The 26,787-nt window shown below is 65.7% G+C and carries 27 protein-coding genes; 12 read left to right on the top strand and 15 right to left on the bottom strand.

Going from position 1 to position 26,787, the window contains the following annotated elements:
* Position 1: 1 nt before the first annotated feature.
* Both ACVCNR_RS13310 and bcoG read right to left on the bottom strand, forming a co-directional pair.
* Positions 2-1,015, bottom strand: a complete 1,014-nt coding sequence (locus ACVCNR_RS13310; protein ID WP_447075130.1) for a carnitine 3-dehydrogenase — start codon at positions 1,013-1,015, stop codon at positions 2-4.
* A 33-nt stretch (positions 1,016-1,048) separates the two neighbouring features.
* Entirely contained in the window at positions 1,049-1,966 is a 918-nt protein-coding gene (bcoG, locus tag ACVCNR_RS13305; protein WP_447075129.1) for a 3-dehydrocarnitine:acetyl-CoA trimethylamine transferase BcoG, read from the bottom strand.
* Positions 1,967-2,042: 76 nt separating this feature from the next.
* Here bcoG and ACVCNR_RS13300 point away from each other — a divergent pair, with 76 nt between their 5' ends.
* Positions 2,043-3,023, top strand: a complete 981-nt coding sequence (locus ACVCNR_RS13300) for a GlxA family transcriptional regulator (protein WP_447075128.1) — start codon at positions 2,043-2,045, stop codon at positions 3,021-3,023.
* On the opposite strand, the gene ACVCNR_RS13295 is transcribed toward ACVCNR_RS13300, so the two are convergent.
* The 4 genes from ACVCNR_RS13295 to xylB all read right to left on the bottom strand — a co-directional run bounded on the left by ACVCNR_RS13295 (position 3,024) and on the right by xylB (position 6,813).
* Positions 3,024-3,233 (bottom strand): hypothetical protein, encoded by a 210-nt coding sequence (locus ACVCNR_RS13295; protein ID WP_354199230.1) that lies wholly within the window; start codon positions 3,231-3,233, stop codon positions 3,024-3,026. It lies immediately after the preceding gene.
* 146 nt (positions 3,234-3,379) lie between these two features.
* Positions 3,380-3,814 carry a GNAT family N-acetyltransferase gene (locus tag ACVCNR_RS13290; protein ID WP_447075127.1) on the bottom strand — a complete coding sequence of 145 codons (435 nt, stop codon included), beginning with the start codon at positions 3,812-3,814 and terminating at the stop codon, positions 3,380-3,382.
* 69 nt (positions 3,815-3,883) lie between these two features.
* Positions 3,884-5,194 carry a xylose isomerase gene (xylA, locus tag ACVCNR_RS13285; RefSeq protein WP_447075126.1) on the bottom strand — a complete coding sequence of 437 codons (1,311 nt, stop codon included), beginning with the start codon at positions 5,192-5,194 and terminating at the stop codon, positions 3,884-3,886.
* A 164-nt stretch (positions 5,195-5,358) separates the two neighbouring features.
* Positions 5,359-6,813, bottom strand: coding sequence for a xylulokinase (gene xylB, locus ACVCNR_RS13280; RefSeq protein ID WP_447075125.1), 1,455 nt, complete (start codon positions 6,811-6,813; stop codon positions 5,359-5,361).
* A gap of 251 nt (positions 6,814-7,064) precedes the next feature.
* On the opposite strand from xylB, the gene aztA reads away from it, so the two are divergent.
* The 7 genes from aztA to ACVCNR_RS13245 all read left to right on the top strand — a co-directional run bounded on the left by aztA (position 7,065) and on the right by ACVCNR_RS13245 (position 15,101).
* Positions 7,065-7,892, top strand: a complete 828-nt coding sequence (aztA, locus tag ACVCNR_RS13275) for a zinc ABC transporter ATP-binding protein AztA (RefSeq protein ID WP_447075124.1) — start codon at positions 7,065-7,067, stop codon at positions 7,890-7,892.
* Positions 7,892-8,767: a zinc ABC transporter permease AztB gene (gene aztB / locus ACVCNR_RS13270; protein ID WP_447075123.1), complete on the top strand. Its 876-nt coding sequence runs from the start codon at positions 7,892-7,894 to the stop codon at positions 8,765-8,767. The genes aztA and aztB overlap by 1 nt, the downstream gene beginning before the upstream one ends.
* Positions 8,768-8,785: 18 nt before the next feature.
* Positions 8,786-9,709, top strand: coding sequence for a zinc ABC transporter substrate-binding protein AztC (gene aztC, locus ACVCNR_RS13265; RefSeq protein ID WP_447075122.1), 924 nt, complete (start codon positions 8,786-8,788; stop codon positions 9,707-9,709).
* Between the two features lie 147 nt (positions 9,710-9,856).
* Positions 9,857-11,638 (top strand): zinc metallochaperone AztD, encoded by a 1,782-nt coding sequence (gene aztD, locus ACVCNR_RS13260; RefSeq protein ID WP_435521628.1) that lies wholly within the window; start codon positions 9,857-9,859, stop codon positions 11,636-11,638.
* An 82-nt stretch (positions 11,639-11,720) separates the two neighbouring features.
* Positions 11,721-12,944 carry a zinc metallochaperone GTPase ZigA gene (gene zigA / locus ACVCNR_RS13255; protein WP_354199243.1) on the top strand — a complete coding sequence of 408 codons (1,224 nt, stop codon included), beginning with the start codon at positions 11,721-11,723 and terminating at the stop codon, positions 12,942-12,944.
* A gap of 232 nt (positions 12,945-13,176) precedes the next feature.
* Complete coding sequence (locus ACVCNR_RS13250) at positions 13,177-13,851, top strand: L,D-transpeptidase (RefSeq protein ID WP_354199267.1); 675 nt, start codon at positions 13,177-13,179, stop codon at positions 13,849-13,851.
* Positions 13,852-13,937: 86 nt separating this feature from the next.
* The gene (locus ACVCNR_RS13245) at positions 13,938-15,101 is read left to right on the top strand and encodes a diphosphate--fructose-6-phosphate 1-phosphotransferase (RefSeq protein WP_354199245.1); all 1,164 of its coding nucleotides are present in this window, start codon (positions 13,938-13,940) and stop codon (positions 15,099-15,101) included.
* Positions 15,102-15,115: 14 nt separating this feature from the next.
* Here the strand turns inward: ACVCNR_RS13245 and ACVCNR_RS13240 are convergent, their stop codons facing one another.
* Complete coding sequence (locus ACVCNR_RS13240) at positions 15,116-15,817, bottom strand: ArsR/SmtB family transcription factor (protein WP_354199269.1); 702 nt, start codon at positions 15,815-15,817, stop codon at positions 15,116-15,118.
* A 103-nt stretch (positions 15,818-15,920) separates the two neighbouring features.
* Between ACVCNR_RS13240 and ACVCNR_RS13235 the strand changes: the two genes are divergently transcribed.
* The gene (locus ACVCNR_RS13235; protein ID WP_447075121.1) at positions 15,921-16,163 is read left to right on the top strand and encodes a DUF1127 domain-containing protein; all 243 of its coding nucleotides are present in this window, start codon (positions 15,921-15,923) and stop codon (positions 16,161-16,163) included.
* Between the two features lie 279 nt (positions 16,164-16,442).
* Here ACVCNR_RS13235 and ACVCNR_RS13230 read toward each other — a convergent pair whose 3' ends face one another.
* Together ACVCNR_RS13230 and ACVCNR_RS13225 are read right to left on the bottom strand one after the other, a co-directional pair.
* Complete coding sequence (locus ACVCNR_RS13230; RefSeq protein ID WP_447075120.1) at positions 16,443-17,921, bottom strand: aldehyde dehydrogenase family protein; 1,479 nt, start codon at positions 17,919-17,921, stop codon at positions 16,443-16,445.
* 58 nt (positions 17,922-17,979) lie between these two features.
* Positions 17,980-18,510 carry a glycosyltransferase gene (locus tag ACVCNR_RS13225; protein ID WP_447075699.1) on the bottom strand — a complete coding sequence of 177 codons (531 nt, stop codon included), beginning with the start codon at positions 18,508-18,510 and terminating at the stop codon, positions 17,980-17,982.
* Between the two features lie 151 nt (positions 18,511-18,661).
* On the opposite strand from ACVCNR_RS13225, the gene ACVCNR_RS13220 reads away from it, so the two are divergent.
* The 3 genes from ACVCNR_RS13220 (at position 18,662) to ACVCNR_RS13210 (ending at position 22,326) form a co-directional block, all read left to right on the top strand.
* Complete coding sequence (locus ACVCNR_RS13220) at positions 18,662-19,813, top strand: PA0069 family radical SAM protein (RefSeq protein WP_447075119.1); 1,152 nt, start codon at positions 18,662-18,664, stop codon at positions 19,811-19,813.
* 384 nt (positions 19,814-20,197) lie between these two features.
* A complete protein-coding gene (rnhB, locus tag ACVCNR_RS13215; RefSeq protein WP_354199253.1) occupies positions 20,198-20,863 on the top strand; it encodes a ribonuclease HII in 666 nt (221 codons plus the stop codon).
* A gap of 518 nt (positions 20,864-21,381) precedes the next feature.
* Complete coding sequence (locus ACVCNR_RS13210) at positions 21,382-22,326, top strand: transposase (RefSeq protein ID WP_447075118.1); 945 nt, start codon at positions 21,382-21,384, stop codon at positions 22,324-22,326.
* 230 nt (positions 22,327-22,556) lie between these two features.
* On the opposite strand, the gene ACVCNR_RS13205 is transcribed toward ACVCNR_RS13210, so the two are convergent.
* From ACVCNR_RS13205 to ACVCNR_RS13180, 6 genes are all read right to left on the bottom strand, one after another.
* Complete coding sequence (locus tag ACVCNR_RS13205; protein WP_447075117.1) at positions 22,557-23,048, bottom strand: F0F1 ATP synthase subunit B; 492 nt, start codon at positions 23,046-23,048, stop codon at positions 22,557-22,559.
* Between the two features lie 10 nt (positions 23,049-23,058).
* A complete protein-coding gene (locus ACVCNR_RS13200) occupies positions 23,059-23,652 on the bottom strand; it encodes a F0F1 ATP synthase subunit B (protein ID WP_447075116.1) in 594 nt (197 codons plus the stop codon).
* A 58-nt stretch (positions 23,653-23,710) separates the two neighbouring features.
* The gene (locus ACVCNR_RS13195; RefSeq protein WP_035024691.1) at positions 23,711-23,935 is read right to left on the bottom strand and encodes a F0F1 ATP synthase subunit C; all 225 of its coding nucleotides are present in this window, start codon (positions 23,933-23,935) and stop codon (positions 23,711-23,713) included.
* 66 nt (positions 23,936-24,001) lie between these two features.
* Complete coding sequence (locus ACVCNR_RS13190; protein ID WP_354195159.1) at positions 24,002-24,763, bottom strand: F0F1 ATP synthase subunit A; 762 nt, start codon at positions 24,761-24,763, stop codon at positions 24,002-24,004.
* A gap of 61 nt (positions 24,764-24,824) precedes the next feature.
* The gene (locus ACVCNR_RS13185; RefSeq protein ID WP_447075115.1) at positions 24,825-25,226 is read right to left on the bottom strand and encodes an AtpZ/AtpI family protein; all 402 of its coding nucleotides are present in this window, start codon (positions 25,224-25,226) and stop codon (positions 24,825-24,827) included.
* A gap of 233 nt (positions 25,227-25,459) precedes the next feature.
* Positions 25,460-26,656 (bottom strand): cell wall hydrolase, encoded by a 1,197-nt coding sequence (locus ACVCNR_RS13180; RefSeq protein ID WP_447075114.1) that lies wholly within the window; start codon positions 26,654-26,656, stop codon positions 25,460-25,462.
* Between the last annotated feature and the right edge of the window lie 131 nt (positions 26,657-26,787).

Genomic DNA, 26,787 nt, shown 5'->3' with positions numbered 1-26,787 from the left:
CTCACGCCTTCTGTTCGGAAGCCTGCCGCGACAGGCGCGCGGCGTAGTCGTTGAGCAGCTCGCCGGCGCCCCAGCCCTTGCCGCCGTTCTGCCGGCCGAGCGCCTGCATCATGGCGACGAGATTGTCGTCGCGGATCTGTTCCAGTTCGCGGATCGACCATTTGCCGGACTGCTCGTCGGACTGGCCGGCGATCAGGTCGACCAGCTCGTCGTTGAACTCGGGCACGTCCATCAGCTTGGTCCAAGGCCATTTCAGGCAGGGGCCGAACTGGGCCATGAAATGGCGCATGCCGGCCTCGCCGCCGGCGATGCGGTAGACCTGGAACATGCCCATCTGCGCCCAGCGCAGGCCGAAGGAATAACGCATGATGTCGTCGAGTTCCTCGACGGTGCAGATGCCGTCCTTGATCAGCCACAGCGCCTCGCGCCACATGGCTTCGAGCAGGCGGTCGCCGACGAAGGCCTCGATCTCCTTGCGCACCACCACCGGCTTCATGCCCATGGAAGCATAGATTTCCTTTGCCTTCTCGACGGCATCCGGCGCGGTCCTGTCGCCGCCGACCACCTCGACCAGAGGCAGCAGATAGACCGGGTTGAAGGGGTGGCCCACCACCAGCCGCTCGGGATGCCTCTTCATCGCCGACTGCATGTCGCTCGGCTTGATGCCGGAGGTGGAAGAGCCGATGACCGCCCCGGCCGGGGCGTGTGCGTCGATCTCGGCCAGCACCTTGTGCTTCAGGTCGAGCCGCTCCGGCACGCTTTCCTGGATGAAACCGGCATCGGCCACCGCCTCGGCGATGGACTTGGCGAAGGTGAGCCTGCCTTCCCGCGGCAGGCCGCCGGGCAGCATCTGGGCATAGGCGCGGCGCGCGCCCTGCATCACCTCGTCCACCTTGCGCGCGGCTTCCGGGTCGGGGTCGAAGATGGAAACGTCGATGCCGTTGAGCAGCAGGCGCGCGACCCAGCCCGCGCCGATCACTCCGCCGCCGATGGCGGCCGCTTTCTGGATGGTCATGTCACGTGGGCTCCCGATTACCCCCTCACCGGCCTACGCCGCCACAGGCGCGCGCTTGGTGAGGTTCAGCCTGCTGCGCACTTCCTCCGGCCCGATGACGCGCGCGCCGAGGTTTTCGACGATCGTCACCGCGCGCTCCACAAGCTGGGCGTTGGTGGCGAGCTGCCCCTTGCCGAGCCACAGATTGTCCTCCAGCCCGACGCGGACATTGCCGCCGGCAAGCACAGCCGCGGCCGCATAGGCCATCTGGTTGCGGCCGAGCGAGAAGGCCGAGAAGGTCCACTCCTTCGGCACATTGTTGACCATGGCCATGAAGGTGTTGAGGTCGTCCGGCGCGCCCCACGGCACGCCCATGCAAAGCTGCACCAGCGCGTCGGGCTTGAGCACGCCTTCCTTGACCAGCTCCTTGGCGAACCAAAGATGGCCGGTGTCGAAGGCCTCGACCTCGGGCTTGACGCCCATTTCGGTCATCATGGAGCCCATGGCACGCAGCATGCCGGGGGTGTTGGTCATCACATAGTCGGCCTCGGCGAAATTCATGGTGCCGCAGTCGAGCGTGCAGATTTCCGGCAGGCACTGGCGCACATGCTCCATGCGCTCGGTGGCGCCGGCCATGTCGGTGCCCTGCTCCTTCAGCGGCAGCGGCGCCTCCGGGGAGCCGAACACCATGTCGCCGCCCATGCCGGCGGTGAGGTTCAGCACCACGTCAACAGCGGCGTCGCGGATACGCTCGGTCACCTCGCGATAGAGGTGGATGTCGCGGCGCGGCTTGCCGGTCTCGGGGTCGCGCACATGGCAATGCACGATCGCGGCGCCCGCCCTGGCCGCCTCGATGGCCGAATCGGCGATCTGCTTGGGCGAGCGCGGCACGTGCGGGCTGCGATCCTGGGTGCCGCCAGACCCGGTGACGGCACAGGTAATGAACACCTCGCGATTCATCTCGAGCGGCATGGGGGCGTCTCCTCCGATTGACGTGCCCCATCATTGCACGCTTGCAGGCTTCTGCTTTGCGTTTTACGAATGCAAAATGGCAAAAAGCGAAAAGCCGAGCATATTCCGGGCCGAGCATGCCCCGCTCAAACTGACGTTCCTGCTGTTCTCCGGATCGTCGATCATGTGCGTGGCCTCGGCCATCGACCCGCTGCGCGCCGCCAACCGCATCGCCGGCGAGCGACTGTTCGATTTCAAGCTGGTGTCGATGAACGGCGAGCCCGCCATGACCACCAGCGACCTGCCGGTGCCGGTGAGCGGACGTTTCGACCCGCGCGAATCCACCGATGTGCTGGCCGTCATCGGCGGCTTCGGCGCCAAGAACCACGGCACCGCCGCGCTGCTTTCGGGCCTGCGCCAGGCGGCGCGCCCGGCGCGCGCCATCGGCGGCATCGAGGCCGGCACCTGGCTGGTCGGCCGTGCCGGATTGCTGGAAGGCCGCGCCGCCACCACCCACTGGGAGGATCTGGAGGATTTCGCGGCCGCCTTTCCCGGTGCCGATGTGCGGCCCGACCGCTACGTCATCGACGGTCCGGTGTTCACCTCGGGCGGCGCCTCGCCCACCTTCGACCTGATGCTGCACCTGATCCGCGCGCGGCTCGGCATGGCGGTGGCGCTCGATGTCGCCAGCGTCTTCATCTACGACCAGACGCGCGCCGCGACCGACGCCCAGCCGCTGGTCTCGCTCGGCCGCCTCGACGGCTACGATGCGCGGCTGGCGCAGTCGGTCCGGCTGATGGAATCCCATATCGACCAGCCGCTGACCATCGCCGGCGTGGCGCGGCGCGTCGGCCTCACTTCACGGGCGCTGGAGAATATCTTCCGCCGTTCGATCGGCGAGACGCCCGGCGCCTATTACCTGCGCCTGCGCCTCAATACGGCGCGCCGGCTGGTGGCCGACACGCGCCTGCCGATGGCCGACATCGCGGCCCGCACCGGCTTCTCGTCGGCCGCCACCTTCTCGCGCGCCTTCGCCAAGGGGTTCGGCAGGGCGCCGTCCATGCTGCGGGGCAACTGATCAGGCGGCGGCGCTTTGGTCCGGCTCGCCCTGTTCCAGCAGGCTCCGCATCTGCCTGGCCAGATGCACCTGCATCCGGCTGGCGACGGCGCGGTCCCATTCGCCGCAAGCCTGATTCGCGGCCGGGCGCGGCAGCGCCATCAGCCGGTCGATGATGGAGTCAGTGCCCCCGTTCGACAGGAGGGCGTCGATTTCGCGATCTTCGTGCATATCGGCTCGCCTCGTTTCAGCTTGTTGCGAGGCTCATTTATAGGATGGCCGTGACGGCTTCATGAAGGCAGGAAGGCGGCATTGCGGCGGCAAAAGCGGATCGCTTTTCCATGATTGCCGCAATTGTGCGAAAAGCCGCTGGCTGGCTATTCCGCGCTGCCCAGCGTCTTCTCGAACAGGATCGTGGTGAGGCCGCTCTGCCATTCCTCGTCCGGATAGCGCCCCGTCTCGACATAGCCCAACGCCTTGTAGAAGCTCTGGCTCTGCTCGTTGAAGGTGTCGGTTTCCAGCCGGGACCGGCGGAAGCCCTGTGCGGCCATGTCCCGTTCCGCCTGCTCCATCAGGCGGCGCCCCACGCCCTTGCGCTGGAGGCCGGAAGACACATGCAACGCATCGACAAAATCATCGACGCAATGGATCAGCCCGGCAATTTCGCCCCCGATCTCGGCCACCAGCATGTCCGTGCCGCAGCGTTCCACGAACCGCCCGCCGATATCGGTCTCGACATAGCGACGCACGGAGGCTTCCGTGATCTGCGGCCGCCATGTGGTTTCGAACGTCTCGCGCAGTATGGCCTTCATGGCCGGAAAGTCCTGCGGGCGCGCGGGCCGCACAATAATTTCATCCGTCATCTCAACCCGCGCCAAACCTTACACATAACGATTGACCACGTTCTCCAGATATTCCTGCCGGCCGGAGCGCGGCTGCGGCTCGATGCCGTCCTTCACCACGCGCTCGGCCACCTGTTCCAGCGTGCGCTTGCCGGCCAGCATCGCATTGGCTTCCTCGCCGCTCCAGCCGGCATAACGCTCTTCGAGCGGCTTGATAAGGGCCTTGTCCTCGATCATGCGGGCCGCCGCCTTCAGGCCGCGCGCGCAGCAATCCATGGCGCCGACATGGGCGATCAGCAGGTCCTCCGGGTCCAGCGACTGGCGGCGCAGCTTGGCGTCGAAATTGGTGCCGCCGGTGGTGAAGCCGCCGGCCAGCAGCACCTGATAATAGGCCAGCGCCATTTCCGGCACGTTGTTGGGGAACTGGTCGGTGTCCCAGCCAGACTGGTAGTCGTTGCGGTTCATGTCGATGGAGCCGAAGATGCCGAGTGCGCCGGCCAGCGCCAGCTCATGCTCGAAGGAGTGGCCGGCGAGGATGGCGTGGCCCTGCTCGATATTGACCTTCACCTCCTTCTCCAGCCCGAAATCCCTGAGGAAGCCGTAGACGGTGGCGACATCGTAATCATACTGGTGCTTGGTCGGCTCCTGCGGCTTCGGCTCGATCAGGATCGTGCCCTTGAAGCCGATGCGGTGCCTGTAGTCGACGACCATCGACAGGAAGCGGCCGGCCTGCTCGCGCTCGCGCTTCATGTCGGTGTTGAGCAGCGTCTCATAGCCTTCGCGCCCGCCCCACAGCACGTAGTTTTCGCCGCCGAGCCGCTTGGTCACGTCGATACAGGACTTCACCGTGGCGGCCGCATAGGCGAACACGTCCGGATCGGGATTGGTGGCGGCGCCCGCCATATAGCGACGGTGCGAGAACAGATTGGCCGTGCCCCACAACAGCTTCACGCCGGTCTCGGCCTGCTTCTTCTCGAAGACGCCGGCGATCTCGTCGAGGCGCGCGGCGCTCTCGGCAAAGCTCTTGCCCTCCGGGCGCACATCGGCGTCGTGGAAGCAGTAGTAAGGCACGCCGAGCAGCGAGAACATCTCGAAGGCCACATCCGCCTTGAGGCGGGCCTTGTCCATATCCTCACCGAACCAGGGCCTGTCGAAGGTCTGGCCGCCGAAAGGGTCGCCGCCCGGCCAGGCGAAGGAATGCCAGTAGGCGACGGCAAAGCGTAGATGATCCTCCAGCCGCTTGCCGAGCACGACCTCATCGGGATCGTAGAAGCGATAGGCGAGCGGATTGGTGCTTTCCGGCCCCTCGTAACGGACGGGCGCGATATCGCCGAAGAAACCGGTGCTCATGATCGATACTCCTGATCGTGTATGGACAGACCCCCATCCCTAACCCCTCCCCAGAAGGGGGAGGGGGATTCTGGGCCGCCGCATTTCGGCGTTGAAGAGGAATGCACGAAGGCAAAAGATTCCCTCCCCCTTCTGGGGAGGGGTTAGGGGTGGGGGTATAAAGCCTAGAATCCCGCATTTTTCACTGCCGGATAAAGGGCGCGGTAGCGCCGGTACGCATCGGCATAGGCCGGGGCCAGTGCGGCATCCGGTTCGACCGTGGCGCTTGTGGCAGGCGGGGTACAGACGGCGCGCGGATCGGCCCCGGTGGCCGCGATCAGGCCAAGACGCGCTGCGCCGAAGGCCGCGCCGAAATCGCCGTCGGCCGGCACGTCCACCGGAATGCCGAGCGCGGTGGCAATCGCCTTCAGCCAGTAGAGCGAGCGCGAACCGCCGCCGATGGCGGTGACCCGTTCCAGCCGGGTGCCGGCGCTGGCCAGCGCCTCGAGGCTGTCGCGGAAGGCGAAGGCGACGCCCTCCAGCACCGCCTGCGTCAGGGCCACGCGACCGCTCTCATGGGCGAGGCCGGCAAAGACGCCCCGGATGGTTGCGTCATTGTAAGGTGTGCGCTCACCCGACAGATAGGGCAGGAAAGTCAGGCCCGATGGCGCCTTGAGATCATCGCCAAGCTCGGCGGTAAGTTCGCCCGCCTTGCGGTCGGTGATTCCCGTCAGCCAGTTCAGTGAATCCGTGGCCGAGAGGATGACGCCCATCTGGTGCCAGGTCTGCGGCAGGGCGTGGCAGAAAGTATGCACGGCGCTGGCCGGATTGGGCAGGTAGGCTTCATTGGCGGCGAACAGCACGCCGGAGGTGCCGAGCGAGACGAAGGCATGGCCTTCGCCCACTGTGCCCATGCCGCAGGCCGAGGCCGCATTGTCCCCTGCCCCGCCGGCAATCGGAATGCCCGCCTGCATTCCCCATTTCGAAGCCAGTTCGGCCCGCAGCGCCCCGGCCGGCTGGGTGCCCTCGACAAGGGCAGGCATGAAGCTCTCGTCCAATCCGGTCGCGGCAAGCAATTCGCTCGACCAGCGCCGCCGGCCGACATCCAGCCAAGAGGTGCCGGCCGAATCCGACATCTCCGACATGTGCTCGCCGGAAAGCCACAGGCGCAGATAGTCCTTCGGCAGCAGCACCTTCGCGACGCGGGCAAAGATGTCCGGCTCGTTGGCCTTCACCCAGACAAGCTTGGGCGCGGTGAAGCCGGGAAAGACGATGTTGCCGGTGATCTGGCGAAAACGCGGATCGGCATCGAGCGCGGCGGCTTCGGCGTGGCTGCGCACATCGTTCCACAGGATGCAGGGCCGCAGCACCCGGTCGTCGCGATCGAGCAGCGTCGCGCCATGCATCTGGCCGGACAGGCCGATGCCGCGAACGGCTGACAACTCCTTCGGGTGCGAGGCTTTCAGCTCGCCGATGGCCCGCTCGCAGGCTTCCAGCCAATCGGCGGGATCCTGCTCCGACCAGCCCGGATGCGGGCGCGAAACCTCCAGCGCACCATGACCGGAGGCGACCGGCCGCTGATCGCCATCGATCAGCAGCGCCTTGACGCCGGACGTGCCGAGGTCGAGCCCGAGATACATGCACTTCCTCCCGATCCGCGACGATAGCGGAAAACCGGAAACGCAAAACGACCGTTGTCGTTCGGCATTCCGATTTATTTCGAATATCGTAAAAATTCACGGTTCGCCAGCCAAATGTGACCCGGACGACAGTCCGCGATGATCGCCAACACATTTTTTCCTTTCCACGGGTGATTTGCCATCTTGCCGTCACGAAGCACAATGTAATAACATCACATCAATTGATCCCTCGACGGACCCGCATTCGCCACATGGCTGACGCCTGCATCACATTCCGCGACCTGACGCTCGGCTACAACAGCCATCCGGCCGTGCATCATCTGTCCGGCACGGTGCGCAAAGGCTCGCTCACTGCCGTTGTCGGCGCCAACGGCTCCGGCAAATCCACGCTGATGAAAGGCGTGGTCGGCATGCTGAAGCCGATGGTGGGCTCGGTCACCGTGACGCCGGGCACGCGGGTCGCCTATCTGCCGCAGCAGTCCGAGCTCGACCGCACCTTCCCCGCGCGGGTGGTGGATCTCGTCTCGCTCGGCCTGTGGCCGAAGCGCGGCCTGCTCGGCCGCCACACGGCGCAGGATCGCACCGCCGTATCGGAGGCCCTGATGGCGGTGGGGCTGGAAGGCTTCGAGCAGCGGCCCATCGATACGCTCTCCGGCGGCCAGCTCCAGCGCGCTTTGTTCGCTCGGGTGCTGGTGCAGGATGCGGAATTGATCCTGCTCGACGAGCCGTTCAACGCCATCGATGCCCGCACCGTCACCGACCTGATCGCGCTGATCAAGCGCTGGCACGGCGAGAACCGCACGGTGATGGTCGTGGTGCACGACCTCGACCTCGTGCGCACCCATTTCCCCGAGGCCCTGCTTCTGGCCCGCAGCCCGGTCGCCTGGGGCGAAGCGAAGGCGACGCTGGCGCCGGAGAACCTGCTGCGCGCCCGCCAGTTCCACGAGGCCTGGGACGAAAGCGCGCCATGGTGCGCCGCGGATAGCGATCACGACCACGCGCATGAGCACGATGGACATGGGCATCACCACCATGCACATGATGAGGCCGGGCACGCGGCGCGCGAGAAGGTTGCCTGATGGACGCGCTTCACCAGTTCCTCGTCGCGCCGTTCACCGAATTCGCCTTCATGCAGCGCGGATTGCTGGGCGCAGTTCTCTTGTCGATCAGCGCCTGCCCGATCGGCGTGTTCCTGATGCTGCGGCGCATGAGCCTGACAGGCGATGCCATGGCCCACGCCATCCTGCCGGGCGCGGCCGCCGGCTTCCTGCTCTACGGCTTGCAGATCGTGCCGATGACCATCGGCGGGCTGCTGGCCGGCGCCATCGTGGCGCTCGGGGCCGGTGCGGTTTCGCGCCTCACGGTCCAGAAGGAGGATGCCTCCATGGCCGCCTTCTACCTGATCTCGCTGGCGCTCGGCGTCACCATGGTGTCGCTGCGCGGTTCCAGCGTCGACCTGATGCATGTGCTGTTCGGCACCGTGCTGGCGCTCAACAATGCGGCACTCACGCTGATCGGCATCGTGGCCGCCGTCACGCTCGCGGCGCTCGCCATCTTCTGGCGCGCGCTGGTGGCGGAATGCCTCGACCCGCTGTTCCTGCGTTCCGTGTCACGGCTCGGCACGCCGGTGCACTTCATCTTCCTCGGGCTGGTCGTGCTCAACCTCGTCGCCGGCTTCCAGGCGCTGGGAACGCTGCTTTCGGTCGGCCTGATGGTGCTGCCGGCCGCCGCCGCCCGCTTCTGGACGCAGCGTGTCGAGACCATGGCCGTTCTGGCCATCGCCTTCGGACTCGTCTCGTCCATCAGCGGCCTGCTTTTGTCCTACCACGCGGCGCTGCCTTCCGGCCCGGCCATCATCCTTTCCACCGGCATTCTCTATTTCATGTCGGTGCTGTTCGGCACGCGGGGCGTGCTGGCAACCCGCCGGCCGCGCCACGCCCACCGAATCGCCTGAAAACAGGAAACCTCACGAATGACACTCTTCAAAAAGCTCGCCTCGGCTTTGATTGTTATAACATTCATGCTGCCTGCCTCGGCGGCGGAAAAGCTCAATGTCATCGCCAGCTTCTCCATTCTCGGCGACTTCGCGCAAAAGGTCGGCGGCGACCGCATCGAGCTGCGCACCATCGTCGGGCCGGACAGCGACGCCCATGTCTACGAGCCGAAGCCGGCCGATGCCATCGCGGTGGCCAAGGCCGATGTGGTGCTGGTGAACGGGCTGTTGTTCGAGGGCTTTCTCCAGCGCCTGATCGAGGCCAGCGGCACTTCGGCCGCGGTGGTCGAGGTCAGCAAGGGCGCGGAAATCCTCAACGACCCGGCCGGCGGGCACTATCACTACAATGGCGGCAAGGCGGTGTTCCATGAAGCCCCGCTCGACCCGCATGCCTGGCAGTCGGTGGCCAATGCGAAGGTCTATGTGAAGAACATACAAGAAGCCTTCTGCAAGGCGGATGCCGAAGGCTGCCCGGCCTATCAGGCGAATGCGAAATCCTACGACGCCGAGCTCGACGCGCTGGACAAGGAAATCCGCGAAACGGTCGCCTCGATCCCGCAGGATCGCCGCGTCTTCGTGGTCGCGCACAATGCCTTCCGCTATTTCGAGCATGACTATGGCGTCACCTTCCTTGCACCGCAGGGCGTTTCGACGGACTCGGAAGCCTCGGCGGCCGATGTCGCCGGCGTCGTGCGCGAGATCGCCGGCCAGCGCGCCACCGCCGTGTTCGCGGAAAACATCTCGAACTCGCGACTGGTGGAGCAGATCGCCTCGGAAGCCGGCCTGAAGCTCGGCGGCTCGCTCTATTCGGATGCGCTTTCGAAGCCAGACGGAAAGGCCGCGACCTATATCGATATGATGCGCAGCAACCTTGCCACCATCAGGGATGCGGCCGGCTCCTGACCGCGTAGTCGCCGCGCCCTTAGGGTCGGCCGGCGCCGTGCCTGAGCAGACGGCCGACCCTGTCCACTCAACCCGCAAGGACGCAGGATACCTGGATTGCGTTCTTTTTGCACCGGCTTGTAACGTAATAACATCAAGGAGAGCAGTATGAGAAACTTCTTCTACGCAGCCTCGGCGCTGGCGCTGGGAGCCTGCCTGTGGACCGGCCCGGTGCTGGCCGACGAGGACGACGTGACCGCATGGCGGCTGTTCGTCTCCGACCATGCGGAACCGGTCGTCAATGTCATCGACGCGCTCGACGGCGACAAGCTCGACACCTTCCAGATCAAGGGCCCGGCTTCGCTCTACCGCACCGACAGCGGCCAGACCGTGTTTGCCGTGCAGGGCGGGGCCGGCGCGGTCTCGGTGATCTCCACCGGCATCGCCTTCCACGACCATGGCGATCATGGCGATATCGACGTGGACGAGCCTGAGCTGCTCGACGCCACGCTGGAAGGTTCCAAGCCGGCCCATTTCGTCGAGCGGCAGGGCAATGTCGCGCAATGGTTCGACGGCGAGGACAAGGCCCGCTTCTTTACCGAGAAGGCCGCCCTCGAGGGCAAGCCGGAGGTGCGCGAGATCAGCGTCGTCGCTCCGCATCACGGCGTGGCGGTGCCCTTCGACAGGCATGCTGTGGTCACCATCCCCAACCCCGAGGATGCCTCGAAGCGCCCGATCGGCGCCCGTCTCGTCGATGTCGACGGCAAGCAGATCGGCGAGGATGTCGCCTGCCCCGGCCTGCACGGCTCGGCCGGATCGGGCAGCCTTTATGCGCTGGCCTGCGACACCGGTCTGCTTTTGATCTCGCAGGATGGCGACGTGCCCGAAATCCGGCACCTGCCCTATTCCGACAAGCTGCCCAAAGGCAGCTCCTCGACGCTGATCGGCGGCAAGGGCCTGCAATATTTCGTCGGCAACTACGGGCCTGACCGCATCGTGCTGGTCGATCCTTCGGAACAGGACGCCTTCCGCCTGGTGCAGCTTCCCACGCGCCGGGTGCATTTCGCCGCCGACCCGATCCGTTCGAAATTCGTCTATGTCATCACCGAGGACGGACAGCTTCATCAGGTGGACGTGCTGAAGGGCGAGATCGCACACTCGCTCAAGCTGACCCAGCCCTATTCCATGGACGGTCACTGGAGCGACCCGCGCCCGCGCGTCACCGTCGCCGCCGACAAGGTGTTCGTCACCGACCCGCTGAACGGCAAGATCCACATCGTGGACGCGAACACCTTCGAGAAGGCCGGCACGATCACCGTGGAAGGCAAGCCCTTCAACATCGTGGCCGTGGGCGGCACGGGCAAGGCGCATGAGGACGAAGGCCACGAACACAGCCATGAACATGATCACGGAGATAATCAGATCTACAAAGGCTTCTTTGAGGACGATCAGGTCAAGGAGCGCGCCCTGACGGACTGGGCCGGGGATTGGCAGTCGGTCTATCCCTATCTGCAGGATGGAACGCTCGATCCGGTCATGGCTCACAAGGCAGAGCATGGCGACAAGAGTGCCGATGAATACAAGGCCTATTACGAAACCGGTTATCGCACCGATGTCGAGCGCATCAAGATCGACGGCGACGCCGTGACGTTCTTCAAGAACGGCAAGGCGATTGAGGCACGCTATGCGGGCGACGGCTACGAGATCCTGAAATACGAGGCAGGCAATCGCGGAGTGCGTTTCATCTTCAAGAAGACGGAAGGTGACGATGCAGCCCCGCAATACATCCAGTTCAGCGACCATAAGATCGCGCCGGAGGCAGCCGATCACTATCACCTCTACTGGGGCGACGATCGCGCCGCCCTGCTGGAGGAAGTGACGAACTGGCCAACCTACTATCCGTCCTCTCTGGATGCCAAGAAGATCGCGAGCGAGATGATCGCGCACTGATTGCTGCGGGAAACCTCGCATTGTGCGTCCGGCCACGCAGGCCGGGCGCTCCATCCGCACTCGCAAGACCAAGAGGCGCGCCATGCCCGACAAAGCCAAAACTCCAACCCGGCTTCCCGTGACCGTGCTCTCCGGCTTCCTCGGCGCCGGCAAGACCACGCTTCTCAACCACATATTGAACAATCGCGAGGGCCGCCGCGTGGCGGTCATCGTCAACGACATGAGCGAGGTCAATATCGACGCCTCGCTGGTGCGCGACGGCGGCGCGAACCTGTCACGCACCGAGGAGCAACTCGTGGAGATGACCAATGGCTGCATCTGCTGCACGCTGCGCGACGACCTTCTCAAGGAAGTGCGCCGTCTCTCGCAGGAAGGCCGTTTCGACTATCTGCTGATCGAGGGCACCGGCATCGCCGAGCCGCTGCCCGTCGCGGCGACCTTCGATTTCCGCGACGAGAACGGCGACAGTCTTTCCGACGTCGCCCGCCTCGACACCATGGTCACCGTGGTGGATGCCGCCAACCTGCTCAACGACTACGGCTCGCAGGATTTCCTGCGCGATCGCGGCGAGATCGCCAGCGACGCGGACGATCGCGCCATCGTCGATCTTCTGGTCGAGCAGATCGAGTTCGCCGATGTCGTCGTGCTCAACAAGGTGTCCGACACCTCGGCCCACAATCTCGACATGGCGCGCAGGATCGTGCGGTCGCTGAACTCCGACGCCGAACTGCTCGAAACGGATTTCGCCAAGGTGCAGCTCGACAAGGTGCTCGACACGGGCCGCTTCGACTTCGAAAGGGCAGAGACCCATCCGCTCTGGTTCAAGGAGCTCAACGGCTTCGCCGACCATGTGCCGGAAACCGAGGAATACGGCATCCGCTCCTTCGTCTACCGGGAGCGCAGGCCTTTCGATCCGGTGAAGCTCAAGGCTTTCATCGGCCGCTCATGGCCGGGCGTGGTGCGCGCCAAGGGCTTCTTCTGGCTGGCCACGCGCCCGCATTACGTGGGCGAACTCAGCCAGGCCGGCGCGCTGGTGCGCACCGGAAAGCGCGGCCTGTGGTGGGCTTCGGTGCCGAAACAGCGCTGGCCCGACCATCCGGAATGGCATGCGGCCATGCGGCCCTATCTCGACGATGTCTGGGGAGACCGGCGGCAGGAGATCGTCTTCATCGGCTGCGATCCCATGAACGAGGCGCAGATTCGCGCGGAGCTCGACGCCTGCCTCGTCCCGGAGCGGGATTTCATGCCCGGGCGCTGGCACAGCCTGCCTGATCCGTTCCCAAGCTGGGAACCGCAGGCGGCCTGAGGCGGCACACAATTGCAACCGTTCCGCGAGATGCTTCACGGTTTGTAAACCATGAATACCGAAAATACCTGCGAATGCCGGACCGCGGGGGCCCGGCCGGTATCGCAGGAACGAGTGCATGTCAAAGCTGCCACGCGACCCGTCGTCGCCAGTCGCCGGGCCAGTCGCCGGGCCAGTTACAGGCGAAGCCGGTCCGACGCCCCCCCTTCCCCGCCGCCTGCTGCTGCAAGGCATGGGCGCGACCGCGCTGATGGCGGCAAGCGGCTGCTCCACCGCAACCTCCGGCTTCGATGCGCTCAATCTCGACTACACCTCGACCGGCTCGGTCCGCCCCATGCGCCCCTCGATCAGCGTCGACCGGCAGATCACCAGCCCGGACGTGATGTATGCGGGCCTGACCGATGGCGGCTTTTCCGTGCCGGAAGTGCCCTACCAGAAGATCAAGCCGCAGTTCCGCCGCCAGATCGTGGTCGACCCGACCGGCGAGGCGCCCGGCACCATCGTCGTCCACACCAAGGACTGCCTGCTCTATCTCGTGCAGCCCGGCGGCGAGGCTATCCGCTACGGCGTCGGCGTCGGCAAGGCGGGGTTTTCCTGGTCCGGCCGCGCCAACATCCAGTATGGCCGTGAGTGGCCGACCTGGACGCCGCCGCGCGAAATGATCCAGCGCAAGCCCGAACTGGTGAAATGGCAGAACGGCCAGCCCGGCGGCCTCGACAATCCGCTCGGCGCGCGCGCCCTCTACATCTTCCAGAACGGGCAGGACACGCTCTACCGCATCCACGGCTCTCCCGAATGGTGGAGCATCGGCCAGTCCGTGTCCTCGGGCTGCGTGCGCCTCATCAACCAGGACATCATCGACCTCTACAACCGCGTCTCCAAGCGCAATCCCATCGTCGTCATCTGACCCCCAGGGCGATCGATTGAATATACGGTTGCGCGCCGATACAAGACGCGCAATCGTGGATTCTTCGAGCATCCAGGGAGGTCGAAATGGCCGGAACTTTCGTCATCGCGCAAGGCGGCGGGCCGACGGCGGTCATCAATCAGACGCTGGTGGGCGCGGCGCTGGAAATCCGCAAACGGCATCCCGGCGCGCGCGTTCTGGGATCGCTGCATGGTGTGCGCGGCATTCGCGACGGCAACTATGCCGACCTCACCGACCTGTCCGAACAGCAATTGCGGCTGATCGGCGACACGCCGAGCGCGGCGCTGGGCTCTACCCGCGACAAGCCGGACGCCGCCTATTGCGACCTGATTCTGAAGGGCCTGAAGAAGGCCGGCGCCGACGCCTTCATCTATATCGGCGGCAACGACACCGCCGGCACCCAGCAGATCCTGAGCGACGCCGCCGGCGGCTCCATCGCCATGGTGCATGCGCCCAAGACCATCGACAACGACCTCGAGGAAAGCGACCACACGCCGGGCTTCATCTCGGCGGCGGAGTTCGTGGCCGGAGCCTTCCTGTCGATCGATCTCGATTTCCGCGCGCTGCCAGGCATCTATGTCGGCATCGTCATGGGCCGCCATGCCGGCTTCCTCACCGCCGCATCCGCCGCATGGCAGCAGGACGAGGCGAGCGGGCCGCATCTCATCTACGTGCCGGAACGCGCCTTCGAGATTTCGCGCTTCATCGACGACATCCGTGCGACCTACGACCGCCACGGCCGCTGCGTGGTGGCCGTATCCGAAGGTGTGTCCACCGCCGACGGCAAGGCGCTGGTGGAAAGCCTGGTGCCGCCGGAACGGCTGGAGCGCGACCAGCACGGCAACGTCAAGCTCTCGGGCAGTGACCTGACCGCCGCTCTGGAGCGGGCCTTGGCCGAGCATCTGCCGGGCAAGCGGGCGCGCGTCGATGCCTTCGGTTATCTGCCGCGCGGCTATGTCGGGGCGATCAACCAGACCGATGCGCGCGAGGCCTTCGAGGCCGGCGTCTTTGCCGTACAGGCCGCAACCGAAGGCGGCGGCTCGGTCGCGTTGCAGCACGACGGCAGCACGGTGCTGAAGAACGTGCCGCTCACCGCCGTAGCCGGCAAGACAAGGCACATGCCGGACGATTTCCTGCACCCACAGGAAAACCGCCTTGCCGAAGCGGGCTACGCCTATCTGAAGCGGCTGGTGCCGCCGAAATTCAAGGTCGGCCGGCCGTTCGTCTGACGCAGCCCGGCCGGTCAGGAGCGGCTGTGCCAATCCTGCGAAAGCCCGAAGGTGCGCGCCAGCCCGCTTTCGCCGGCTTTCGTGATCCTGAGCGCACGGCTGTCCGGCGTGCGCGCAACCCATTTGAGGTCGAGCAGCCGCGTCAGCAGCGCCGCGCCCAGCCGGCCGGCCAGATGCGGGCGGCGCTCGCTCCAGTCGAGGCAGGTGCGGCACAGCGGCCGCTTCGACGGCGAACTGCCGAGATCTATGCCGAAATCCGCAAGGAAACGCGTTCCCGCCGGTGTGAGAATGCCCGCGCCGTCAGCCAGCACGACATGACCGGATTCCTGCAGGGAATCGACCAGGGCGAGGCCGAGCCTTCCGGCGATATGATCGTAGCAGGTGCGCGCCCGGCGTAGCGCCTCGTCCCGAGGCCCGACCGGATGATGCCGTTTCGGCCCCTCGCTGGCGACCACCGACAAAGCCTCGATCACGCGCGCGACCTCAGGCGACGCCAGCCGATAGTAACGGTGCCGGCCCTGCTTCTCCAGAACCACCAGCTCGGCATCGGCCAGCCGGGCAAGATGGCCGCTGGTGGTCTGCGCCGTCACGCCCGCATGGTGCGCCAGTTCGCCGGCGGTCAGGGCCTGCCCGCCCATCAGCGCCGAAAGCATGTTGGCGCGGGCCGGGTCGCCGATGAGCGCAGCCACAGCCGCGATGGTGTTGCCGGAAGCCATGTTCGACATAGGTCAAGAGTAGCGTTCTTCGGCCCCACAGTCAGCCGCAGACATTTCGGCCACGGCCGAAACATGGCGCGAACGGCGCGGGATAGGATGGGCCATGTCCTTCACGCCCGATCCCTTCAACGACCATTCCGCTCGCGCCGCGCGCCACCCGCATGAGCGGCCCGATGTTGCGCAAGGTCCGGCCATTTGCCGATTCGCACGGCTGATCTGGCACATCTGGCCGGAGCGGCACCGCCAGCGCATCTGCCTGCGTGAAATGGAGCCGCACCGGCTGGACGACATCGGCGTCAGCCGTGTCGAAGCCGGGCATGAAGGCCGCAAGCCTTGCTGGCGTTAGGGTTATTCAGGCTTTTTGGAGGCCGTCCCTCATCCCGCAGACTGCGATAGCCGCATATCGATGTTGCGGCGTCATATCCCCACCCCTTACCCCTCCCCACAAGGGAGAGAGGGAATCTGCGCCGCAGCCGCTTGTCGCATCGACGTTTTGAGGACGGATACCAACGCCGGGCTTCCCCTCCCCCTTGTGGGGAGGGGTAAGGGGTGGGGGTTAGTCTTCAGGCAATTCCGGCTCAGATGGAATCGCCCCTGAAAAGCGGGACGAGGCCCGGATGCCCTCTCAGCCGGCCGCTTCGTCCCAGCCGCTGACCGCCTTCACCTCGAGGAAATCCTCCAGGCCCCACTTGCCGCCCTCGCGGCCGAGGCCGGACTGCTTGTAGCCGCCGAACGGGCTGCCGGCGGGACGGCCGGTGCCGTTGAGCTGCACCATGCCGGCCCGCAGCCGGCGCGCCACCCGCTGCGCCTTGGCCTGATCGCCGGACTGCACATAGGCCGAGAGCCCGTAGGGCGTGTCGTTGGCGATGGCGACGGCGTCGTCCTCGGTGTCGAAGGGAATCATAGCCAGAACCGGCCCGAAGATCTCCTCGCGGGCGATCGCCATGTCATTGTCGACATCGGCGAAGATGGTCGGGCGCACGAAATAGCCGCGATTGAAGCCTTCCGGCCGGCCGAGGCCGCCGGCGACAAGACGGGCGCCTTCCTTGATGCCCTTCTCGATCATCGCCTGCACCTTGGTAAACTGCATTTCCGACGACAGCGGCCCGATATGGTCGCCCGCCTCGGCCGGGTTGCCGACCTTCACGGTGGCGGCCACATCCGCCGCGATGCCCACCGCACGGTCATAGACCGGGCGTTCGACCAGCATGCGCGTCGGCGCATTGCAGGACTGGCCGGTGTTGTTGAAGCAGTGCCTGACCCCACGCGCCACCGCCGCCTCCAGATCGCTGTCGGCAAAGACGATGTTGGGCGACTTGCCGCCCAGCTCCAGCGCCACGCGCTTGATGGTCTCGGCCGATGCCTTGGCGACCGCGATACCCGCCCGCGTCGAGCCGGTGAACGACATCATGTCGATGCCGGGATGGCGCGACATGGCCTCACCCACGGTCGGCCCGTCGCCATTGACCATGTTGAACACGCCGGCCGGGAAGCCCGCTTCTTCCATCATCTCGGCAAAGACGATGGACGAGATCGGCGCGATTTCCGAAGGCTTCAGCACCACCGTGCAGCCGGCGGCGATGGCCGGCACGACCTTCAGCGTCACCTGGTTCATCGGCCAGTTCCACGGCGTGATCAGGCCGCACACGCCGATCGGCTCATGCACGATGCGCTCCTGCGGGTTGCGCTCGTCGAGCGGCGCCTCGAAGGCATAGTCGCGCAGGGTGCGGATGAAGGCCTTGATATGGCCGGCGCCGCTGGCCGCCTGCGCCTCCAGTGCCAGGCTGATCGGCGCCCCCATCTCATCGGAAATGGCCTTGGCCATGTCCTGCATGCGCGCCGTGTAGACGGCCAGAAGGCGTTCCAGCGCGGCAAGGCGCTGTTCGCGGCTGGTCACGCTCCAGCTTTCGAAGGCCCGCCGCGCCGCCGCCACGGCCTTGTCGACATCGGCGGCCGAGCCCAGCGAAATGACCGCAAAAGGCTGTTCGTCGGCCGGATTGATGACTTCAAGTTCCTTCGGCTCGACCGGCGCGACCCATTTGCCGTCGATGAAGAAATCCGTCTTGCGCAGCATCTCGTTCTCCTCTCGCCGCCGGCGCGGCATCCCTGTTTCGGTCTGTTCTAGTCGGGGACGGGCATCGTGCTCAAGCCGCCACGGCGTCTTATGGTGAGGCCAGCCCGGTTTCCCGGCCGACGCGGCGTGCGGGCTGGATGGCAGTTTTCAGCGTCTTCACCGCCAGGCCGCGCCCGAGCGCTTCGGCGCGATCCGCATTGCGGACCAGCGCAAGCGCCTGTCGGCGTGGCAGAAGCAGGCCCTGCGCCAGAGGGCCGGGCCGCGAAAGAATGCGCGACAGGAACGGGGTCCGGTCCGCGCGGTCGCGCGAGAACCGGGCCGCCATGCCGGAACCGGCGGCATGGGTCGCCACGGCTTCCGTCCAGCCTTCGGCCGGGCGCGCGCCGGGCTCCAGCAGCAGCAGCCAGTCGCCCTTGGCGGCGGCAATGGCCGCGGCGATGCCGCCCTCGACCCATGCGCAGCCGGCATGCTCCGCCACCGTCCTCGTCCCGTCGGTCGAGCCCCGGTCGCAGACGACGACATCGCGCACCATGCCCTCGACGGCGCCCGACACCAGCGAGGCCAGCGTGCGCGCCAGGCCTTTCTCGTCGTTATGGGTCTCGATGATGACGCTGAGCATGTCCGGCTGATAGCCCAGACACGCTTCCGGCGCCAGTTGCCGCACTCTGCCCTCAAACAAAGTTCTTGATTTGTTCTCATTTCGGGATAGGAATAATTTCATGGGAACAGCGATTCGACAGTCTCAACCCACACCGTGGGAGAAGGCCAGGATGGAACAGATCGTACAGGCGGACGTTGCGGCCTTCGGAACAGGACGCGCCGAAATGGCCAATGCGATGATCGAGCAGAGCGGGCTGCGCGCACGACCCGACTGGATTCGCGGGCGCGCCTCTGGCATCAATCCCTCGGGGCGTTACGAGCCCGTCAGCCGGCATGTCTTCGATGACGGCTGGGAGAGCCTGGAGGAGTTGCCGCCGTTCAAGACGGAGGTGCAGGTGGAGCGGCCGCGCACCATCATCACCCGCAACACCTCGCCCGACATTTCCTTCGACCGCTCCATCAACCCCTACAGGGGCTGCGAGCATGGCTGCGTCTATTGCTTCGCCCGGCCGACCCATGCCTTCATGGGCCTGTCGCCGGGTCTCGACTTCGAAGCGAAACTGTTCGCCAAGCCGGATGCGGCGCGCCTGCTCGACAAGGAGCTTTCCAAGGAGGGCTACACGCCCCGCACCATCGCCATCGGCACCAACACCGACCCCTACCAGCCGATCGAAAAGCAGTACCGCATCATGCGCGAGATACTGGAGGTTCTGGAGGCGCGCGGCCACCCGGTCGGCATCGTCACCAAGTCGGCGCTGGTGGCGCGCGACATCGACATCCTGTCGCGCATGGCCGAACGTGGCCTGGCCAAGGTGGCACTGTCGGTCACCACGCTGGACCGCAAGCTTGCCCGCACCATGGAGCCTCGCGCCGCCACGCCGACGAAGCGGCTGGAGACGATAAAGCAGCTTTCGGAAGCGGGCATCCCCACTTCGGTGATGGTGGCGCCGATCGTCCCCGGCCTCACCGACCAGGAACTGGAACGCATCCTCGATTCCGCCCGCGCCGCCGGCGCGCGCGAGGCCGGCTATGTGGTGCTGCGCCTGCCGCTGGAGGTCGCGCCGATCTTCAAGGACTGGCTGCTGCGCCACTATCCCGACCGCTACCGGCACGTCATGTCGCTGATCCGCTCCATGCGCGACGGCAAGGACTACGATTCCGAATGGGGCAAGCGCATGAAGGGCGCCGGCCCCTATGCCTGGCAGATCGGCCGGCGCTTCGAGATCACGGCCAAAAGGCTCGGCCTCAACCTGCAGCGCACGGCCTTGCGCACCGATCTTTTCGTGGCCGGGAAGCACAGTGAACAGTTGATGCTGCTGTGACACGGGCAGCCGGTCCGAAGTTCCGAGGTCTGGAAGCCTGATTCCGGCTGATCGGTTGCGGTTTCGCAGCCCGGCCACGGTGTGGCTTCGAAAGTTTTGTACCGCCGCCTGCCCGCCATGCAGGAGAACGGCAAATGCGTATGCGTAGCCTGCGTTTGTCCCCGACGAGCCCGCCGTCCCGGCTCGTCATTGGAGCCGTGCGTCCTCCCCGGCGCACGCGCTCCGACACCTTGAGCATCGGAACAGTCCGAAAACCGATCCACTTTCGGTCCGATGCTCCGGCCGCCTGGCGTTCCCCTCGCCACCGGCTTTCCCCTCCCGCCGCTCCCCACCGGCCGGAAGGGACTTGCGGAGAATCGGGGCCGGTGCGAACTTCGCCGCATCATGGTTCGTGCGCGCCCCGATTCTCCACTTCTCTTCGAAATCGTCGAACGTCCCGACTTCTCGTTCGAAACGGCGGCGAAGGCGGACGGGCTGTGGCCCGTCGCCGGCATGGACGAGGCCGGGCGCGGCCCGCTGGCCGGCCCGGTGGTCGCGGCGGCGGTGGTGCTCGATCCCGACAACATTCCCGACGGGCTGGACGATTCCAAGCGGCTGACGCACGCGCAACGTGAGGCCCTGTTCGAGACCGTGCTCAAGGCCGCACGCGCGGTGGCGGTTGCCTCCGTCTGCGCCGAGAGCATCGATGCAAGCGACATCCGCAAGGCGAGCCTGGAGGCGATGCGCCGCGCCGCCTGCGGCCTTTCCGTGCAGCCGAAGCTGGCGCTGGCCGACGGCCGCGACGTTCCGCCCGGCCTGCCCTGTCTCGGCCGGGCGCTGGTCAAGGGCGACCAGCGCTCGCAATCGATCGCCGCCGCCTCGATTGTCGCCAAGGTCATGCGCGACCGCATGATGACCGACTGCGGCCGCCGCCATGCCCACTACGGTTTCGAGCTCCACATGGGCTATGCCACCGTCCGCCATCGTACGGCCATCGGCGTCCACGGACCGGTCAAGCGCCTGCACCGCATCTCGTTCGCGCCGTTTCGCACGGCGGACAGCGAAGCGTAGGCTCAATTCGGGTCTGCACGCTTCCGATCGGCAAGGCGGTTCGAAATCTATCTTTCTTCCGAGCAGTCGGGGCGGCCTGCCCATCATCTTCCTGACGGGACCTCCGGCATTACCCCACCCCTGTCCCCACAAGGAGCCATGTTCAGATTTGACTGGTGGATTTGAAGCGCTCGTCATCCCGGCCAAGGGAACGTCAGCGACCGCCAGCCGGGATCCATGCCGGTCGGGTGACGGTGGCCGCTGTGCAGGCAAGGTCACGGAGTGGATCCCGGACAGCCTGCCTTCGCTTCGCTTCGGCTTCCAGGATTGTTTGATCGATATCGGGTAGGTTGAGCAGCGAGGCTGCGGGCCTGCAAACCCGCAGCCTCGGCGGCAGGCGACCGGTTCCGGGATCGGGCCGACACCCGACGTCATCAAGGTCTCTGCCGCCTTTGCACCCCCGCTTGGAGAGTTGATCGGGCCTCTGGCCCACCACCACGCCCGCAAACAATCCGAAGCCTGCAAAGGATAGCACCGTCATGACCTTCCTGCACCATGCGCCCGTCCGCTGCCTCGGTGTCGATGTCGCCAGGGACCGGCTGGCCGTCGATGACGGCATCACGGCTGCGACTGTCGCCAACAGCCGCGCAGCCATCCGCTCGCTGCTCAGGACCAGCCGCCCCGATCTCGTCGTGTGCGAACCGACGGGCGGCTACGAGTTGCTGCTCCTGGAAGAGTGCCTGAAGGCCGGCATCGCCTGCCACCGCGCCGACACGCTCAGGCTCAAGGCCTTCATCCGCTCCTTCGGAACGCTGGGCAAAAGCGACGCCATCGACGCCGCGCAGATGGCCGCCTATGGACGCGAGCGCTGGACGAAGCTGCCCTTGTGGCAGGCGCCCGACGCCGACGCCGACGAGACGCAGATGCAGGCCCTCGTGCGCCGAAGGGCCGACCTGGTCGCATTCAAGGTTGCCGAGCAGAACCGGTCACGGGCACCCGGTGCCAGGGCGATGGCCGCCTCGTTTCGGGCCATGCTCGCAACAATCACCCGGCAGATCGCGGCGCTCGAGCGGGCGATCGCCGCGCTGGTGGCGCAAAACGCGGGCCTGCGCCACCGCGTCGCCATCTGCACCGGCATGAACGGCATCGGCACGGTCAGCGCCGTGACGATCCTCGCCCTGATGCCCGAGCTCGGCCATCTCCAGCGCCGACAGGCCGCAGCGCTGGCCGGCACCGCCCCGCACCCCAACGAGAGCGGCACAGCAAGGGGCCGGCGACGCCAGCGCGGCGGCAGACCGCAGGTCAGGACCGCACTCTTCATGCCGGCCTTGCGCGCCGCTGCCGGACAAGGCGAGTTCGCCGCCTTCTACGCGCGCCTCATCGCCAACGGAAAACCACCGATCCTCGCAATCGCAGCGACCATGCGAAAGATCATCATAACCCTCAACGCAAGGCTCAGAGACAATCAAAACCATCAGAGTTGATGACGATGGAGTGGTTGCCAGGGCAAGTCGGGTCCGCAACCTAAATTGAAGGACGTTGTCTGCAACGTGGCCGTATCCCTCTCCTCGCAAACGGCAAGAGATCGCGTGAGGGCTCGTTTCTGTCAAAACTGAAATGATCCACAATTCGGAAAGAGCCACAAACCCGGCACAACGAAAAAGCCGCCGGGTTTCCCCAGCGGCTTCAATTCGTTTGCGAAACCGGATCGGCCTCAGTTCAGGCGGGCTTTGACTTCCTCGACCGACTTCTTGAACAGGTCGGCGTCGGCCTTGCCGTCCACCTTGTCGCTCAGCACCTTGCGGGCGGCCTCGACGGCCAGCTCGACGGCGCTGGCGCGGACTTCGCTGACGGCGTCGCGCTCGGCCTGGGCGATCTTCTGCTCGGCCATGGCGGTACGGCGCGCCACGTAGTCCTCGGTCTTGTGCTTGGCCTCTTCGGCCAGAGCCTCGGCCTCGCGCCTGGCGATCTCGACGATCTCGGCCGCTTCCTCTTCGGCGGCCTTGCGCTTCTTCTGGTACTCGGCCAGCAGGGCCTGCGCTTCCTCGCGCAGACGCCTGGCTTCCTCAAGCTCGTTGCGGATGCGTTCGGCGCGCTGGTCGAGCGCCTTGGACACCATGCCCGGAACCTTGATGTAGATGCAGATGGCGATGAAGATCACCAGCGCGATCGTTGCCCAGACTGTGGCGAGAGATGTTGCGTCCATGTCCCTGCCCTCAACCGGCGACGGATTTGACGGCGGCAGCCACACCGGCCTTGTCGGCCTTGCCGACGAGCTGCTCGATGATGGCGGAGGCCGTGGATTCGGCAATGGCGCCGACATCCTTCATGGCGCTGGACTTGATCGAGGCGATGTGCGCCTCGGACTCGGCCAGCTTCTTGTCGAGTTCGCCTTCGATCTTCTTGCGGACGGCGCCGGCCTCGGCTTCGGCCGCGTCGCGGGCCTTCTGGCCGATGGCCATGGCACCGGCGCGAGCCTGGGCCAGTTCCTGCTCATAGGCGGCCACCGCGGCGTCCGCCTCCTCCTTCATGCGGGCGGCCTGGTCGAGATCGCTGGCGATCTTGCCGCTGCGCGTCTCGACGATGCCGGCAAGGCGCGGCATCGCGACCCGCTTCAGGAACAGGTAGAAAAGACCGAAGGTGATCGCCAGCCAGACAATCTGCGACGCGAAGGTCTCGGGATTGAAGGGCGGAAACAGACCTTCCTCGGCGGCTTCATGCGGAACCTCGGTTCCGATCAGAACGTCCGTCGTGGTCGCGCCCTGATCCGCAGGCGCCGTTTCTTGCCCGTAGGCTGGTGTCACGAACATCTTTCGTCCCTGTCATTCGGGCCGGCCGGCATGCGGCGCGGCCCCAGTCTAAGGCAGATCAGCCGAACAGCGCCAGAAGGGCGATGAGCAGCGAGAAGATGCCCAGAGCTTCGGTCACGGCGAAGCCGAACACCAGGCGGCCGAACTGGCCGTCAGCGGCGGACGGGTTGCGCAGCGCGCCGCCCAGATAGCTCGAGAAGATGTTGCCGAGGCCGATGGCCGCGCCACCCATGCCCAGGCACGCGATACCGGCACCGATGTACTTTGCTGCTTCAGCTTCCATTTCTTCAACTCCTTGTGGAATGGCTTTTCAGGTTTCGTCGACGCAGACCGTCTGCGAGCGATTTCGTCAGTGCCCCGGATGCAGGGCGTCGTTCAGGTACATGCAGGTCAGGATGGCGAACACATAGGCCTGCAGCGCGGCGACCAGCACTTCGAGGCCGGTGATCGCGACCGTCATGATCAGCGGCAGCACGGCGCCGGCAATGCCCACGCCACCCAGGGCGCCCAGCGACACGATGAAGCCGGCGAACACCTTCAGCGTGATGTGGCCGGCCAGCATGTTGGCGAAAAGACGGACGGAGAGGCTGACCGGGCGCGACAGGAACGACACCACCTCGATCACCGCCACCAGCGGGATGAGGATGGCCGGCACGCCGCTCGGCGCGAACAGCTTGAAGAAGCCGAAGCCGTGCTTGGCGAGGCCGTAGACCAGCACCACGCCGATAACCAGCACCGACAGCGCGAAGGTGACGATGATGTGGCTGGTGACGGTGAAGAAATAGGGGATCAGACCGAGCAGATTCGCAACCAGCACGAACATGAACAGCGAGAACACGAAGGGGAAGAAGCGCATGCCCTGGCTGCCCGCCGAATCCTTGAGCATGTTGGCGATGAACTCGTAGGTCAGCTCGGCCGAGGACTGCCAGCGGGTCGGCACCAGATGGCGGCCGGAAGTGGCAAGGTAGAGGAAGGCCGAGGCCACGACGACGGTCACGACCATGAACAGCGAGGAATTGGTGAAGGAAAGATCGTAGCCCCCGATCTCGATCGGGACGATCTTGTTGATATGGAACTGGTGGATCGGGTCGACCTTGTCAGCAGCTGCCACGTTCAGTCCTCATATGGCCGCTTGCGGCCTTGCCTCAATTGCCTTCGCGCCTCGGGCGCGCTTATTCGTCCTTCGGACCGGATCGGGGCCTACCCTGCCCAAACCCGGCCATCAAGCCTGCGGAGCGCAGAACGTTGAGCACGCCAGCCGCAAAACCGACAAGCAGGAAGACAATGAGACCCCATGGCGAGGTTCCGGCAACGCGATCCACCACCCATCCTATCGCGATGCCCACCACCACACCGGCAATGAACTCGCTGGACAGCTTGAACGCCTGGCCATAGCCAGTCGAACCGCCTGCTTGCGCGTTGTCTTCCCCCTCAAACGCCTTCGGATGCCGTGCTGCCAGAGATGCCCCAAGCTCACGCCGACGGCGCTCAAGTTCGTCGTCGCGGATGTCGCCTTCGCGGTTATTCCGGGGGCCGGTCTCTCCGGTTCCGCCTGGCCCATTCTTACCGGCCATCGTAACCTCCCTGCCCGGCCGAAAGTCCGCCGTCGGTCTGCATCCAGTTGGCGCGCAACATAGTTACAGGCCCTCCGCCCGTCAAGCCACGCGGGGGTTTTCAAAAGCAAAGTATTAGCAAAGTAAAATCAATAGCTTACGCGGGTGCGACATAGTGCCCGCCGCCAGCCGGCGGGGGGCGGGCATGGAATCCCCTCCCTTGCCGGCATATCCGGCGGCAGCGGCGGCGCGGTTCAGCTCCAGCCGCCGCCATAGGTGCGGTAGAAGATATGCAGGCCGATCTTGGTCATCTTGTGCATGGTCCGCGCCCAGCCCGGATTGACGTAGGTCGCATAGTAATGCGTGGCCGATCCGACCTCGGGCAGGAATATCTTGCCGGCCGTCACCGCCATGGCGACCTCCTCGGCGATCTTGTAGCGGCGCGGCTCGGTCACCCGCTTCTTGCGGCCGTCGCAGGCAAAGGAGAACTGGCAGCGGTTCAGCCAGTTGTCGTTCTGGTAGACGACGCCGCAGATCGATGCCGGATAGGCGGGGTTGCGCACCCGGTTCAGCACCACCTGCGCCACGGCGGCCTGGCCGCGCAGGGATTCGCTGCGCGCCTCGAAGTAGACCGCATTGGCGAGGCACTTCTGCTCGGCCTTGGAAAACACCGTCGCCGGCAGCGGATTGCGCATCCAGGCGTGATCGCCCTTGCCCACCGGAGGAATGAAACGTCCGCCGTTCGGCTGCTCTTCCTGCAACAGCGTCTTGAAGGGCGAGGATTTGGCATAGTCCACTTCGGCCGGCGCATAGGCGGTTGCCAGGATGTCCGGCTTGTCGTTGTTCATAAGGCCGGCCAGCATGCTTGCGGCGCCTTTCGCCGGCCGGGGCTCCTCGCGCATATGGAAGGCGGAGGCGATCTGCTCCTCCTTGCCTTTTATCTGCGGCTTGGCAAAGGCCATCTTCATGCTGCCATCGAGGCTTTTGCGCAGCATCAGCGACGACGTGCGCTCGAAGATCGAGCCTGCGGTGAAGTTCTTCGGGGGCGCGACCGGCGCGATCTTGACCAGACGGCCGCTCTTGCCATGGCGCATGACCCGGTCCTCGTCCGGCGTTTCGCCGATGATGCCGCTCTTGGAGCGGAACGCCACGGTGCCGACGCCGGGAAGCTCCACGCCCGAGCCGGCCAGCGAGGCGGCCGAGGCCACCGAGGCGGCGGAAGCCTGGAACGGCATTTCGGCAGCCTGGGTCGAGCCGGCGACGGACTTTTCGATATAGGCGTTCCACCGTGCATTGGCATCCAAACCGGAAACCAGGCTGGTCATATCCTGAAAGGCGGTGACGGTCGGCGAGCCGACCCATATGCCAAGCCCGACGACCAGAGGCGCAATGAACGAACGCTGCTTGCCACCGGCGGCGGCGGCCAGCCGCTTCACGACACGTCGATGCACGGAACTCTCCAGAACGCTACGAAACCCACTGGAGACAAAAATGATGCATTAACCTTGATGGCCGGTTAACGGAGACGGCTTTCATCGCACCCCGCGACCTGACAAGCGGGAGCGAATCGGCTTTCAGTCCG

The sequence above is a fragment of the Aquamicrobium terrae genome (genome assembly GCF_052978165.1).
The sequence above is the reverse complement of the archived record's forward strand: the minus strand, read 5'-3'. Positions and strand labels throughout refer to the sequence as shown.